Raw genomic sequence first — 13,910 nt, 5'->3', positions numbered from 1 at the left:
ATGGATATATAGATTACACTCATCAAAAAAGATAAAGAAAGAGCCCGGGTTATTTTTAATCTGTTACAATCTCAAATACTCCGTTATCAAATATCAGTGGGAAGTACCCTCTATCATGGTTTGTCTTTCTCATTTTTACAACCCCTAGGAAGAGGTTCACAGAGTTACCTGATTTTTCAGTTGCCAAATGAATGATGCCATCTGAGAGAAAGTCTTCTATCCCATACAGTCCAAAAACTTGTTTGTCTGTTGGCATTTCAGAGATTAAGAGAGCAGTGAGTCCTAGATCTCTTATTTTTTCAAAGAAGGCAAATAAGTCGCTTCTCGGGTTCTTAAAGTCGGTAAGAGAGTACAGTGCTGCTAGGGAGTCAAGCACCATGATCTCGCAACCAAACATGTTCTTGTATGCCTTCAGTGCGTTGATCAGTGAACCAAGCCAATCAATCTCCTTCTGGTCACCCTGCTGCACACCCATGTCTTTTCGTACTTTTGCTAGGTCCACAACGATAAGGTTTTCTGATACATAGTCAGTAAACCCAAGCTTTTGCATGTGTTCAAGTAGACTTTCCCTGCTTTGCTCCAGTGTAATGTACATTCCCTTCATTCCCTTTTTTGCTGAATGATACAACACACTGTATGTGAACGATGATTTCATCGTCCCTGCGTGTCCACAGACCAGCACAATGTACTTTTTCGGTATTCCCCCTTCCATTCTCTCGTCAAGTCCTTTTATGTATGTTGGTATTCTATCATCTGTATTCATATTTTTTCCTCCTTTCTTGTTTTTCCAATTATTGTTAGGAGAGTAACGCCAACAATCATAGTTGGAATCAAAACGGAGTTTGTTTTTTCCTCCACTGGAGAACCAGGAATAGTGTAAACAATAAAGATTGCATTTGAAGTTCCGACAGCTGCATCATCTGAAAGTCCATTTCCATTCAAGTCACATTGAGCGGAGGGGACACCGTACATTGCACCAAACATTCCTAATCCTAATATCATTGTTTGTTCACCATATGTGCTGTTGACCACAGTGTACCACATTGCAGTACCATCTGTGCCATTAAGAGCATAGCTGTAGCTTAGAGTGTCGTTTTCGGTTGTCTGTCCGCTCACAACCATGGCGATGTCATTCTTTCCATCTCCGCTAATGTCTCCTTCTACCATCAGTTCAACATTAACTGCTGTGCCAGTGTAAGGTGTAATTGCCACTTTATGTGTTGTCTGGTAAATCTTAGTTCCAGTTACTCCCGAAATAACGGTCAACTGGATATTTTCGTAACTGCCAGTGTTGCCTGTGGACTCGACAAATGCAAAATCTGGTTTTCCATCTGCATCGAGGTCTGTGAATTGGCCAAGATTTGATGCAAGCATCGCCCAGAGATTAAATCCTGGTGGGCAGGAGTAATTCCAGAGGACATTACCATTGCTACTGTTGTACATCACTATTCTTGAGAAATTGGCAGAGGAAAAAGGATTCGGGATTGTGTAGAATTCCAGGCGAGAGTCTCCTGTTATGTCCGGGTACAGAAATGCAAGGGTCATGGTGTCATTAATTTCCTTTTGCCAGATTGTAGCGTTATTTTTGGCATCCAGCAGTGTAAGATTTGCAGTTGTCTTTGGGGGAAGGGTGAGGTTTAAAATGGTGTTTAAAAATGGAATAAAATCAAATGGTGCGAGAACAAGGTCCGGTACATTATCTCCACTGAAATCCGCAAAATTCTGAATGCTGAACACTTCTGAATAGAACCCAAAACTCATCATCCACATTATTGAATTTACTGGCAATCCTGAAAATATGATTCCCACATCATGGCTCATCCTTGAGGCAACACTACCGTTATTTCCATACAGCACTTCAGTAACGTTGTCTACAGGGACTGGGCTGAATCCACTCAACCCTATGCTCACTTTTGAAAGTGCCACATCTTTCTTTCCATCACCAGTAAAATCGAAGACGCGGAAGTCCAGCACGAACCCAGAAGTTAGATCCTTTCGCTCCCACACAGTGTTTTGCGTCTGGCAATCAATCACAGAAATTTCAGAGTTGTTGAAGGTTAGTGTTATGATGGTTATGTTCAAACCTGATGATAGAATGAAAATGTCTGGCTTGTTGTTCCCGGAGACATCCTCACTCACAGTAACAAGGTATGGATTCATGGGGTCTATCAGAAAATATACTGGGCCTCTATCTATCGGATTTGTCCAGATTGAGTTGCCTGTAGCTGGGTCAATTGCATAAACTCTTAAGTAGTTTTCATAATAGGTGTAGTTGAAGAGGGACTTAGCCACTGAATGGTTCATCACAAGCAGAAGTTCGCCAATTCCGTCCTGAGGCATTTTTATATCTATCGTCATCTGGATAGAGTAATAGAAGTTCACATCCCTTGCACCAAATACATTCGTTCTCAGCACACTTCCTGTTTTACCCGAGATAATATTTAGACGAACATGGGTAGTGTTCACTGTGTCATTAGTAACTGCAATATCCTTAACCCCATCACCATTTACATCATCAATGAGGAGTATCTGGTCTCTCTCTTCAGTGAAATTTTTTACAGGAACCCAGCCCCATATCTGGGTGGAGTTGTTGAATGCAATTTTTCCACTACCAGAAAACGCCCCCAGATACAATATAGCATTTGTAGCGTCCTCCAGTGCAAGCACTACATCTCCCTTGCCATCTCCGTTTGCATCACTGACTAACATTCCATCCTGAATATGTAATGTAGCGTTTTCATAGTACCAAAGTCCTTCAACATTTCCTACAAATCCCGTAGTTGGAGTAGGTCTTGCAGCATTACTCGCTGATGCACCCAGCACCATACATATTACAACAACCACCGAGATTATAGTTGCCCTCATATTTATCCCACTCCCTAAATTAACAAATACTATATAAACTTTCTCAGTATTACAGAAGACGGTGGTAGCATGACAGAGAAACAGAGTTTAATCCTCCAAGTAGCAGAGGCACTTCAGCAGGATATCGGGCTTGGAAGGGCTAGAATAGACACGGAGACCCGCTTACGTCTGGGGGTTAAACCTGGGGATATCGTTGAAATTACAGGAAAAAAGACTACTGCTGCAAAGGTGTTCAAAATTCTTCAGGAGGACGAGGGAAAAGGAAAAATAAGAATTGATAGTTTGATACGAAAAAATGCTGGCGTATCTATAAATGACCGTGTTGTAGTTTCAAAGGCAGCCCCAACACACGCCAGAAAGATAGTGCTAGCGCCTTACAATGTTAATCTACGTTATCCAGATGGAATTGAATACATCGCTTTGAAAGCATTAGTAGATAGGCCACTAACAAAAGGAGACTTTATTACCATACCAGGAATGGCACTGAAGAGTGGGTCTCTTATATTTGTAGTAACTCATACTGATCCTAAAGGGTTGGTTCTGGTTACTGACGAGACCGTCATAAAAATTGAAGAGGAAGCTGTGAGGGAGGAAGATGCAAGAGGAGTTGGTGTTGCCTACGAAGATATTGGAGGATTGAAGGAACAACTCCAGCGGGTCAAGGAAACTGTAGAACTACCCCTTAAACATCCAGAACTGTTTGAGAGAATGGGCATTACTCCACCTAAGGGGGTATTACTTTATGGTCCTCCAGGAACAGGGAAGACACTAATTGCAAAGGCGGTGGCAAACGAAGCTAATGCAAATTTTTTTGCAATTCAAGGGCCAGAGATAATGAGCAAGTTCTATGGTGGAAGCGAGGAGAAACTACGGGAGATATTCGAGAAAGCAAAGGAGAAGGCGCCATCAATAATCTTCATAGACGAAATTGACTCAATTGCCCCTAGACGAGATGAGGTTCAAGGCGATGTGGAGCGAAGAGTTGTTGCCCAGTTGCTTACTCTGATGGATGGACTCTCTCCTAGAGGAAATGTGATTGTAATTGCGGCTACAAATAGGGAGGATGCTGTAGACCCAGCTCTACGACGTCCAGGTCGATTCGATAGGGAGATAGAAATAGGGGTTCCTACTGCAGAAGGCAGAAAAGAGATACTACAGATTCACACGAGAGACATGCCATTAGAGGGCACAGATGAAGAAAAAGACAAACTATTGACAGAGCTAGCTGCAATAACCCATGGTTTTGTAGGTGCTGACCTTGCCGCACTGGCAAGAGAGGCGGCTATGAATGCACTCCGTAGATATCTTCCTGAAATAAATCCAGACGCGCCTGTGCCCCACACTCTTCTGGAGAAAATGCGGGTAAAACGAGAGGACTTCATGAACGCAATTAAGGTGGTAGAACCTTCTGCCTTAAGGGACATTTCTATAGAGGTTCCAAATGTGAAGTGGGAGATGATTGGTGGGTTAGAAGATGTGAAGCTCCAGGTAAAAGAACTTGTGGAACTCCCTCTCAAGAACCCAGAAGCATATGCTCGGATGGGTATCGAGCCACTGCGAGGCCTCCTATTATATGGGCCACCAGGGACTGGTAAAACACTGATAGCTAAAGCTGTTGCTACAGAAAGCGAGGCAAATTTTATTTCAGTCAAAGGCCCAGAATTGATATCCAAATGGGTGGGTGAAAGTGAGAAAGCAATTCGGGAAGTGTTTAAAAAGGCAAGACAGGTATCACCATGCATAATTTTCTTTGACGAGATTGATGCAATAGCACCGATGCGCGGAATTCACTCAGACTCTGGTGTTACTGAACGAATGGTGAACCAGCTTCTCACCTCAATGGATGGGATTGAAAAGATGCAGGGTGTGATTGTTATTGCTGCCACAAACAGACCAGACATACTGGACCCAGCTATTTTAAGAACAGGAAGATTTGATAGATTGGTGTATGTACCACCACCAGACGAAAAGACGCGGTTGGCGATTCTGAAGATTCATACCGCAAAAATGCCTCTAAAAGATGTGAACCTTGAAGAAATTGCGAAACGGCTTGAAATGTACAGCGGTGCCGATATAGCGGGTGTAGTAAGGGAGGCAGCCCTCATCGCCTTAAGAAAAAATATCAATGCACAGCATGTCACAAAAGAAGACTTTGAGGAAGCAATTGCAAATTCCAAGCCTTCGCTTTCACCTGAGCAAATAAAGTTTTATGAAGAATTCAATAAAAAGATAAAGGTTTCAGAGAGTAAGGACAAAGAAATCGTGTATTACAGATGAGCGCAATGAACGAAAAAGACCGAGTAAGGAAAAGATACGACCGATGGAGTAGTTTCTATGATTTGTTTGACCTGGGTGGTGTTACCTTTGAGAAGCGATTTGCTGTCGATACACTTGAACTTAACGGAGATGAGCATGTATTGGACTTTGGCACAGGCACAGGTGCAATTCTTCCCTACATCGCCGGAAAACTGAAGAATGGAAAGGTTTATGCGGTTGATTTTTCTGAAAGGATGCTGGGGAAGGCGAAGGAAAGGGTTAGGAAGGCAGGGTTTCAGAGCAAAGTGGAAATTTTGAAGGACGATTGTGAAAACCTTAGTTTTCCATCTAACTATTTTGACTGTGTGATTGCAACATTTACATTTACATCGTTGCCACACCCTCAGAAGGGAGCAATAGAACTAGAGAGGGTACTGAAACCAGGTGGCAGGTTCTCAGTTCTTGAGACTGGAAAGCCAAAAAAATGGTATCTTCTTCCCCATTATTGGCTTATAAAGCCGGTGGCTAGAGTTTTTGGATACACGTACATCGACAGAAATGTTTCGCAATACCTTATAGCCTCAGGGCTTGAAATTATTGCAGTTTACAGGTTTGGCCTCACCTACTGTATTAAGGGGAGAAAGAGAAAATAGGAAAATGAAGATTCTGCATGATTAACGATGCTCTGTGAGTGTGGTAGTGTGCGGGTAGTGTGCAAATCATCCTTAAATACCCACATATAAATCTGCCGCCTGGTGATGAGTGCATGCAAAAATTTTTTTTCACTGCAGCTCTAGCGGTTGTTTTAGCAGCGACTATGCTCTTTGGACAGTGTGGTGTGTGCAGAATAAATCTGGGTGCTGGTGAAAGTTCCTATCAAATTACTGCTATTGGTGGCACCTGGGACAAATACCACTCCTACAACTCTACAAACAGCTTGACAATGGAACTGTTCAATCTCTCAGCCCAGCACCCTGACATCATGAAAGTTATCAGCATCGGAAAGACCTGGAAAGGCAGGGATGTCTGGGCTGTAAAAATTTCCAGCAATGTAAATGTTGAAGACCCTAACAAGCCAGAGGTGATTTTTGATGGAAATCACCATGCGAGGGAATGGCTCACAATCGAGGTTTGCATGTACATTATCCATAAATTCGTAGACGAGTATGGGACAAACGCCACAATTACAAATCTGGTAAACACAAGGCAAATATGGGTCGTCCCCACGATAAATCCAGATGGAAGAGTGTATGATGGAGGTGGAAACGATGGGATAGACCCTTCAAATGTGAAAAACTGGCGTAAGAATTTGCGGGATAACAACAACAATGGTCAGATAGACACTTACGATGGTGTCGACCTGAACAGAAACTACGAAATTGGTTTTGGTGTAGGTTCAAGTTCAAGCCAGAGTTCTGAGACATACATGGGGCCCTCTCCTTTCTCTGAAAAAGAGACCGTGGCATACAGAGAATTCCTCAGCAAGCATCATTTTATCACTGGCATAACCTACCACTCCTATGCCCAGCTCATTCTCTATCCCTGGGCATACACCTCAACGGATACTAACCACAATTCATACTTTGTAGCTGCCGCAAACAAAATCAAGAGTTTGATAAAAAACACCGCTGGCTCTTCCTACTCTTGGCAGACGGGACAACCCCCAGAAATTCTCTACGCTGCTGGTGGGTCATCATTTGATTACCTCTATGCTTATTACGAGACATTCCAGTTTGGAATTGAACTTTATCCCGCCCAGTATGACTCAATTTCAGATGGGTTCCATCCCCCCACATCCAAAATTTTACCAGCCTGTTATGACCAGATCGAGGCAGCAGTTTACATGGTAGAATCTGCCCAGAATCCTTATTATGTACTCGGTTTGAATGATGATGTTGGCATTCTCAAAATAGAGCCATTCACAAACATGTCCAGTTATGAAGGTGGAGAGCATACAATCAACGCTTATGTGGTCAACTTTGGCAAGAATACTCAGGGTAGTTTTGATGTTAGGTTAAACATCACAAAGCGAAATGGAAGCACCAGCACTTTGGTGTACACGAACACTACAACCGTTGGAGGACCACTGAACCGGAACCAGACTGCAGTATTATCATGGAACTATAATTTCAATGAAATAGGAACCTACAACATAAAAGTGGAGACTCTGAAGTCAGATGGACTTGCAGTCAATAACAAAAAGGAAATTACCGTGAACATCACATCTGCGGGTAGTGGAGACACCACACCCCCATCAATATCAAATGTGTCGGTGAGCAGCATAACTGCAAACTCTGCGACAATCACATGGACAACGGACGAACCAAGCAGTAGCGTTGTTGAGTATGGCACCACAACATCCTATGGCCAGACAGCAACTGGCTCAAATGGGGTTACCTCACACTCTGTATCGCTCTCTGGATTAACCGCCTCAACCACATATCACTTTAGAGTTAAGTCAGCGGATGCTGCAAGCAACACTGCAACAAGCTCTGACTACACATTCACCACCTCATCTGCTAGTGACACCACACCACCAGTTATTTCAAATGTAGCTGCAAGTGGAGTAACAGCAAGCTCTGCAACAATCACATGGGAAACGGACGATGCAAGCACGAGTGTTGTGGAATACGGTACAACAACCTTGTATGGCCAGACCGCAACAGGCTCAAGTGGAGTTACATCCCACTCAGTTACACTGTCAGGATTAACCGCCTCAACCACCTATCACTTCAGGGTTAAGTCCGCAGATGCAGCGGGCAACCTTGCAACAAGCTCTGACTACACATTCACCACTCTCGCAAATTCCACGGATGTGGTTGTTCTTACAGATGGAGTTGTAGCAAGTGGCTCACTCACTGCTGCCAAAGATGCAAAATACTACCTACTGGATGTCAGTACAGGCAGGACAGAGTTAAAGATTGAGCTTACTGGACCTAGTGGTACCGACTTTGACCTCTATGCAAAATTTGGTGCGAAGCCAACGACCTCAGCTTACGACTATCGCAGCATCGGGTCAACTTCAACAGAAACAATCACAGTAACTAATCCTTCTTCTGGCAGCTGGTACTTCATGGTTTACTCCTATTCTGGCTCAGGCACATTTACAATTAAAGCTACAACTACAACTGGAACAACAAATACGTCTCAGCTGACTGACGGAGTGCCAACCACAGACTCACTATCGGGCACAGGCAAAGGTAAGAATTACAGCATAAGTGTGCCGTCTGGGAAAAAACAACTGAAGATTGAAATGAATGGCCCAGGCGGTACAGACTTTGATATTTATGTCAAATTTGGAACACCAGCAACAAGAACAAACTATGACTACAAAGGCACATCTAGTTCCTCAATCGAGAGTGTAGCAATTTCCGACCCCACAACCGGAACATGGTACATCTATGTGTACTCCTATTCTGGTTCTGGCACCTTCACAATCAAAGCCACCCTATATGACACAAGCACACAGGATCTTGCAGAACTCATTAGTGGGGAAACGAAAAGTGCCACGATAAACACTCCTGGAGAGAAGATGTACTTCCATATTATAGTCCCCTCTAGTGTCTCCTGTCTCACTATAGAACTTTTGGGTCCGGACAGCGCCGACTTTGACCTCTATGTTCGACTCAACTCAAACCCATCCACCTCTGCCTATGACTACCGTTCAGTGCGTTCAGGTTCCACAGAGACAATTACCCTCAGCAGCCCACAGTCAGGCACATGGTACATAATGGTGTATGCCTACTCAGGCAACGGAGCATTTACAATCAAAGCAACAATCAATTCATGAGGATGAAGGGACCAGGGCACTTACTCTTTCCTATCATTCTCTTTTAAAAGTCGCGCTACACCCTCAGCCCTCGCAATTTCAATTATGGCAAGCACCTTACCATTAAGCTTCTTCAGCTCTCTAGCCATGTACCTTTCTCTTGCAGATTCAACCCTTTTAAAACCTCCAACTTTGTTTACATGCCAGTCCCAAGCAATTTCAAAATCTTCCGGTTCCTTTGCTTCAAACTTCTTCTTTCTCAGTCGTTTAATTCGCAAACTCTGAAAAATAATGTCTCTGGTGTGCACGGCATTGCAGTAGAGCTCGGTAAATTCAACCTCGGGCAAGTCCAGTGGTCGGATAGGGATTTTATGTTCCGTGCAATATGCTACAACACTCTCAAATGCGGGTGGCGGATAACCCACATCACCGAAAACCGAAAGCTTTTCAGCATAAATGTCCTCTATCGTAGAGAGAGCAGGGAGTTCAAATCCTTTTTTTATGTATTCCCTTAGCCCATCCAACTCCTCACTCGAAATTCCTATTCCCACAACTTCTGGCTGAAAATTCTTAAGATACTTATCAACCTTTTCGGATTCGGAAACCAGCCCTTTGACAATGCCCAGTATGTGGGTTTCTGAAGAGAGGCGAAAAACCCGCATCTACTCTTCATCCCTGTCCATTATTATTCGCAAAATTTCCTCTTCCTCCTTCACCTTCATCAAGTCCTCGGTATCGAGCACGGGGATCCCTCGCACACTTGCTCTGGTTCTCTTTCGTTTCACAAAAATCACTGACTTTTTCCCTGTAGCTCTAACTATGCTCTGGATGGCCTCAATATCCTTCTCAATTCTTTCAAATCGATCGATCCATGTGAGGAACAGAAACTCCCTTTTTTTAGTTATGGCATCAAAAGGACAATTCCTCAAATTCATGACTTCGCAGCCCATCCTTTTCAAATGGGTGAGAACTCTCTTTTTTAACTCATCTGTAAGAAGTACATCTTCAGCAATGGAGAGATTTACCTCATATGTTTCTGGCTTTGTCAGGTCTATCGGCTTTATCAGCTCGGTTTTGAATATTTCTTCTAGGGAAAGGGCGATTTCAATTGTCGCGTTCATGTTTTCTTCATAGAACTGAATTGCCTTCCTAGAAACACCTATGCTATCTGCAAGGGCTCCTAGGGAATAGCCGTACATCTCTCGCAGTTCTTTCAGTTTTGCCGAATCTATTTTCACATAAAGTCCACCTGGTGCTGAAAACACATAAGGAGGAATCCCCTCTAAAAAATAATCTTTCAGGGTAGAGACAGAGATTATGGGAATTTTGAATCTAGAGTATACCACGCCTTGTTCTAACTTACCACCACCATAATGGTCACCAACCACAATTGGAGACCCTGCAAGCTGGTTAGCAAGCAGTTTCATTGTTTCCCCATCCTTTTTATCTAGTGCATCAATGTTTTCAAGAACCTTTATGATGAGCAATGTCTGGTCTCTTCTCGCAATGATGTCTATTGACACACGTCTCATTCTAACTGCCTGGCTGAGGTAGAAACCTGCTGCGGCAAGGACTTCCCGCACGTTTCTTTCAAGTATCTCCTTTTTCATCTGACATATATTAGTTTGTGGAGATATTTAAATGTGACTGTGGCCCCTGCCGTAAACCTCAAATACCCCCGCTTCCATTTATATTATTGGTGATGGAAAATGATAGTGAAATTCGTAGATATAAACGAGACCCCGATACCAAAGAAAATCGAAAACAAACAAGACATAAAGTATACTCCTAAGATAATTATTGTTTGTAAATGAGTTCTATTCATCACCACTCATTTTTTTCAGAGCACGCCTATAAGTTCCATACCTATCTTCTGGTGAGAATCTGAAGGGGTGGGGGGTAACTGTTTTATTTTTACATCTAGGACAGTATTCTTTTAGTGTGTATTCACCGCAAGTTTTACACTTTCTTATGTAAGATGTCATTTTTCTTCCTCTCTCTTAAACTCCCCAGAACCTCCTGCAGCCTTTATTTCGCTAAGACAGGTGTTTACGCCTTTCTCGAGAATTTTTTCTGCAGATTTGAAATCCTTTGCCTTCACGATTACTAGATATCTAGGTGCACCAAGATACTGCACGCTTATGCTGTCTGGCTCAGTTTCAATCATTTTCGCCAATGCCTTTTTTATTTCTATAATTCCTTCTGAGCCATTGTGCCTAAGTTCCACAATCCCACTTATTTCTGCGGAGGTGGGCACAATATTTTCCTTGGCAACCTTGGTAAAAACTTCAACCCACTCACCATCGAAACCTGCGCTTTTGAGTGCCTTTCTTTTTCGCACTGCCTCTTCCATTGCAGGATAGATACCTCCGTATTTCTCAATCAATTTTCTTCCGAATTGTTTCATTGCTTCGTCTACACTCATTCCAAGTTTCTCAGCAACTATCTCAAACAGTTTAAGTCCTCTCTTTTCATTCCGCCAGTGTTTGATCTTCTCCCTCTTCTCATGCTCGGTAACGTACTTCAACGAAAGGTCAATCATTTTTTTCTCTCGATCTACCCTTATAACCTTAGCTACGACCTTCTGGTCTTCTCTAACAAAATCTCTGATGAATTTTACCCAACCAGTAGAAACTTCCTGAATTGGGATGTATCCCTGCAAACCTCCATATTCATCTAGGGCAACATAAGCTCCGTGATTCTCAACCTTTACCACGGTTGCGATGACAAGCTCCCCATCTTCCGGAAAAATCTCATCATCTTCATTACTCATGCTCTTCTCCTTAGCCCACAATCTCTACAATTTCCCCGCGAATGTCTGCTTTTCCACCAGCTGGTTTTGCAATTGTGGCACCACATATTTCGCATTTTACCATTGTAGAAGCATGCAAAAATACAATCTGTTCATTACTGCAGTCCTTACATTTGACTTTTGCAAACTTTCCCTTCTTAGCACCAGGCATGTTCTCACTTCTCCTTTTCAATCAACTCGAATTTCTTAGCTCTCTTGCCAGGCTTCTGGTGTGCCTTCTTGCATTTTTTACAAACATATTTCAAAGCAACACGTTTTGTGGGCTTTTCTCTGCCTTCTGGCTTTGGTCTCGGAAAACCACCGTATCCGCTTGTCGCCCTTCGGAAACGCCTCTGCCCCCATCTCAACTCACTTCGGTTCCTCTTTTTAACCTTTTCCACATCGTGTTCTGTGTGGGTTTTACAGTAGGGGCAATAGGTCTTAATGCTTCTGGGGAGTTTCATACGAGTCACCTTCTATTCACAAAATGCAGGGGATATATAAAAATATGGTAGATACATACAAAAACATTCGTTTTTTCCGTTGGCTATTTATACAACCACCTTATTTCTGAACTGTGATACCCATGAAAGAACTTGAGGAGTTGGATGTATCTTGGAGTATGAGCAAAACTGTGGCTGTTATTATTGAGGGTCTGAAGGAAGTGGATGGACTACTATCGAGTGGAAGACAACTTGAAGCAAAGCAACTGCTTGAACTCGTAGTGAAGAAGGTGCTAGAAGCAGAAGAATATTTCTGGCGACCTGTAGATTCAGATGAGGTATACTCTAAACTCAAGGAAATCTACACAAGAATTGGAGAGACCCAGAAATCCTCAGACTGGGAAAAAAGAATAAACCTTAGAAAGGCAAGGGAAATTGAGTTCATAGCAAGAGTTCAGAATTTCTGCGGAAACAACACTCTCGCGCTTGAGTATTACAACCAGGCGGTATCACTCGCGCCTGACTTTCAACTCGCCCAGGACGGGAAAAAGAAAGCTGAGAAGAGTGTCACAAAAGCAAGGCGTGAAATTGATATTGCTGAGAACTCGGTGAAGAAATCGCCTACAAATCCCGATGCCATCATAAAACTAGGAGTGGTCAATCTGAATCTGAACAAAGTGAGCGAGGCAATTGCAAATTTTAAAAAAGCCCTAGAGTATTCTCACAATGACGCCGAAGCCACAACGCGTCTTGGGCTTGCTTATCTTAGTGCTGGCAAATACTTAGAGGCAAAAGAATGCTTTGAGAAAGTACTTGCAATAAAACCCTCCTCACTTAATGCGAAGAGAGGCAGGAACTACGCAAATTATTTTCTAGGCTTGGAAGAGCTTACTGAGTGACTTCTGGCATCTCTTTTCTTTTCTGCCTTTCTTCTAGTATCTTTCTCGAAAGAACTATGAGTCCAATACCGAGAGCGGCACAGGGGATTAATTCCACAATGGCATTACTGCCCCAGGGACGATCCACGAAAAGGAATATGAAAGCTATCAATGAACATATTGAAATGATCTGAAACAATCGCTTCTCCCATGGGTCAAGAGAAAATGAAAATGCCAACAGAGAAATAGGCACCATGAAGAACAGGCAGAGGGAAACGATAGTGTGAACAATCCCATAATCTTCTGAGAACAGCCCTGTGAGGAGTACAAAAATCATTCCTATGAAGAAGAGAACTACAGCAATTCTCCCTTTCTTAGTTGAGAACGCACTCGAAATAAAAAGTGCATGAGAGAATAAAATCCCAGCGATCCCTCCAATTATTAAGCTCGCATCAAAGATATATGTTACGCGGATACCTGCAGCATAATTCTGGCTCATATTAGAATTTCCTAAATCGCTTAGCCAGTTGTATTGGAATGAAAACCATGGTGAACTTGCGATAGCTACAGCCATCAAGAATATTGTAGCAGTGTATCCTAGCCAGACAATTATCACGCCGAGCTTTAGTAGATTCTGCCGATCCATGTAGAACCCCAACAACAAATAATATTTTAAATCTTTCATGGAGGTGGCGTCATTTAGATAATTTTGGCAGGTATGTCTCTCTACGCTGGCTTTGATAATAAATAGGTTCTCTGTTAATCTCACAATGCTTAAACAACATGACTTCGGAAAGTTCATAGAAAGTTTGAATAGAAAAAAATCCATCCCCGCTCTAAAATCAACCAGAGGGGATGGAATGTCAACACAACAAGTCCATATATCGTCCGAACTAAAAAAATATATC

Annotated in this window: 13 protein-coding genes; 4 read left to right on the top strand and 9 right to left on the bottom strand. The window is 42.8% G+C overall.

Annotated features, from left to right (window positions below; translation table 11 throughout):
* Positions 1-55 precede the first annotated feature (55 nt).
* Positions 56-763 (bottom strand): ATPase domain-containing protein, encoded by a 708-nt coding sequence (locus QXD64_07680; protein MEM3397192.1) that lies wholly within the window; start codon positions 761-763, stop codon positions 56-58.
* Complete coding sequence (locus tag QXD64_07675; protein ID MEM3397191.1) at positions 760-2,865, bottom strand: VCBS repeat-containing protein; 2,106 nt, start codon at positions 2,863-2,865, stop codon at positions 760-762. Before QXD64_07675 ends, QXD64_07680 begins: the two co-directional genes overlap by 4 nt.
* Positions 2,866-2,934: 69 nt before the next feature.
* Between QXD64_07675 and QXD64_07670 the strand changes: the two genes are divergently transcribed.
* The 3 genes from QXD64_07670 (at position 2,935) to QXD64_07660 (ending at position 8,911) form a co-directional block, all read left to right on the top strand.
* A complete protein-coding gene (locus QXD64_07670) occupies positions 2,935-5,142 on the top strand; it encodes a CDC48 family AAA ATPase (protein MEM3397190.1) in 2,208 nt (735 codons plus the stop codon).
* 5 nt (positions 5,143-5,147) lie between these two features.
* Positions 5,148-5,774 (top strand): methyltransferase domain-containing protein, encoded by a 627-nt coding sequence (locus QXD64_07665; protein ID MEM3397189.1) that lies wholly within the window; start codon positions 5,148-5,150, stop codon positions 5,772-5,774.
* 113 nt (positions 5,775-5,887) lie between these two features.
* Complete coding sequence (locus QXD64_07660; GenBank protein ID MEM3397188.1) at positions 5,888-8,911, top strand: M14 family zinc carboxypeptidase; 3,024 nt, start codon at positions 5,888-5,890, stop codon at positions 8,909-8,911.
* A gap of 20 nt (positions 8,912-8,931) precedes the next feature.
* On the opposite strand, the gene QXD64_07655 is transcribed toward QXD64_07660, so the two are convergent.
* The 6 genes from QXD64_07655 to QXD64_07630 form a co-directional block, all read right to left on the bottom strand.
* Entirely contained in the window at positions 8,932-9,552 is a 621-nt protein-coding gene (locus QXD64_07655) for a hypothetical protein (protein MEM3397187.1), read from the bottom strand.
* Complete coding sequence (locus QXD64_07650; GenBank protein MEM3397186.1) at positions 9,553-10,500, bottom strand: transcriptional regulator; 948 nt, start codon at positions 10,498-10,500, stop codon at positions 9,553-9,555.
* 207 nt (positions 10,501-10,707) lie between these two features.
* A complete protein-coding gene (locus QXD64_07645; protein MEM3397185.1) occupies positions 10,708-10,875 on the bottom strand; it encodes an RNA-protein complex protein Nop10 in 168 nt (55 codons plus the stop codon).
* Positions 10,872-11,663 carry a translation initiation factor IF-2 subunit alpha gene (locus tag QXD64_07640; protein ID MEM3397184.1) on the bottom strand — a complete coding sequence of 264 codons (792 nt, stop codon included), beginning with the start codon at positions 11,661-11,663 and terminating at the stop codon, positions 10,872-10,874. Before QXD64_07640 ends, QXD64_07645 begins: the two co-directional genes overlap by 4 nt.
* Before the next feature lie 10 nt (positions 11,664-11,673).
* Entirely contained in the window at positions 11,674-11,853 is a 180-nt protein-coding gene (locus QXD64_07635; protein ID MEM3397183.1) for a 30S ribosomal protein S27e, read from the bottom strand.
* Positions 11,854-11,857: 4 nt separating this feature from the next.
* The gene (locus tag QXD64_07630; GenBank protein ID MEM3397182.1) at positions 11,858-12,145 is read right to left on the bottom strand and encodes a 50S ribosomal protein L44e; all 288 of its coding nucleotides are present in this window, start codon (positions 12,143-12,145) and stop codon (positions 11,858-11,860) included.
* Between the two features lie 122 nt (positions 12,146-12,267).
* Here QXD64_07630 and QXD64_07625 point away from each other — a divergent pair, with 122 nt between their 5' ends.
* Positions 12,268-13,023: a tetratricopeptide repeat protein gene (locus tag QXD64_07625; GenBank protein ID MEM3397181.1), complete on the top strand. Its 756-nt coding sequence runs from the start codon at positions 12,268-12,270 to the stop codon at positions 13,021-13,023.
* On the opposite strand, the gene QXD64_07620 is transcribed toward QXD64_07625, so the two are convergent.
* Entirely contained in the window at positions 13,013-13,648 is a 636-nt protein-coding gene (locus QXD64_07620) for a DUF998 domain-containing protein (protein ID MEM3397180.1), read from the bottom strand. The two genes, QXD64_07625 and QXD64_07620, sit on opposite strands and share 11 nt — an antisense overlap.
* Positions 13,649-13,910 lie beyond the last annotated feature (262 nt).

The organism is Thermoplasmata archaeon (genome assembly GCA_038874435.1).
Lineage (GTDB): Archaea > Thermoplasmatota > Thermoplasmata > Lutacidiplasmatales > SKW197 > SKW197.
Note: the sequence above shows the minus strand (reverse complement) of the source record. Positions and strands in the feature narration are given on the sequence as shown.

Excerpts from the sequence above, each read along its gene's own strand:
- QXD64_07680 (MEM3397192.1), bottom strand. The coding sequence starts at position 763 with ATGAATACAGATGATAGAATACCAACATACATAAAAGGACTTGACGAG.
- QXD64_07675 (MEM3397191.1), bottom strand. The coding sequence starts at position 2,865 with ATGAGGGCAACTATAATCTCGGTGGTTGTTGTAATATGTATGGTGCTG.
- QXD64_07670 (MEM3397190.1), top strand. The coding sequence starts at position 2,935 with ATGACAGAGAAACAGAGTTTAATCCTCCAAGTAGCAGAGGCACTTCAG.
- QXD64_07665 (MEM3397189.1), top strand. The coding sequence starts at position 5,148 with ATGAACGAAAAAGACCGAGTAAGGAAAAGATACGACCGATGGAGTAGT.
- QXD64_07660 (MEM3397188.1), top strand. The coding sequence starts at position 5,888 with ATGCAAAAATTTTTTTTCACTGCAGCTCTAGCGGTTGTTTTAGCAGCG.
- QXD64_07655 (MEM3397187.1), bottom strand. The coding sequence starts at position 9,552 with ATGCGGGTTTTTCGCCTCTCTTCAGAAACCCACATACTGGGCATTGTC.
- QXD64_07650 (MEM3397186.1), bottom strand. The coding sequence starts at position 10,500 with ATGAAAAAGGAGATACTTGAAAGAAACGTGCGGGAAGTCCTTGCCGCA.
- QXD64_07645 (MEM3397185.1), bottom strand. The coding sequence starts at position 10,875 with ATGACATCTTACATAAGAAAGTGTAAAACTTGCGGTGAATACACACTA.
- QXD64_07640 (MEM3397184.1), bottom strand. The coding sequence starts at position 11,663 with ATGAGTAATGAAGATGATGAGATTTTTCCGGAAGATGGGGAGCTTGTC.
- QXD64_07635 (MEM3397183.1), bottom strand. The coding sequence starts at position 11,853 with ATGCCTGGTGCTAAGAAGGGAAAGTTTGCAAAAGTCAAATGTAAGGAC.
- QXD64_07630 (MEM3397182.1), bottom strand. The coding sequence starts at position 12,145 with ATGAAACTCCCCAGAAGCATTAAGACCTATTGCCCCTACTGTAAAACC.
- QXD64_07625 (MEM3397181.1), top strand. The coding sequence starts at position 12,268 with ATGAAAGAACTTGAGGAGTTGGATGTATCTTGGAGTATGAGCAAAACT.
- QXD64_07620 (MEM3397180.1), bottom strand. The coding sequence starts at position 13,648 with ATGGATCGGCAGAATCTACTAAAGCTCGGCGTGATAATTGTCTGGCTA.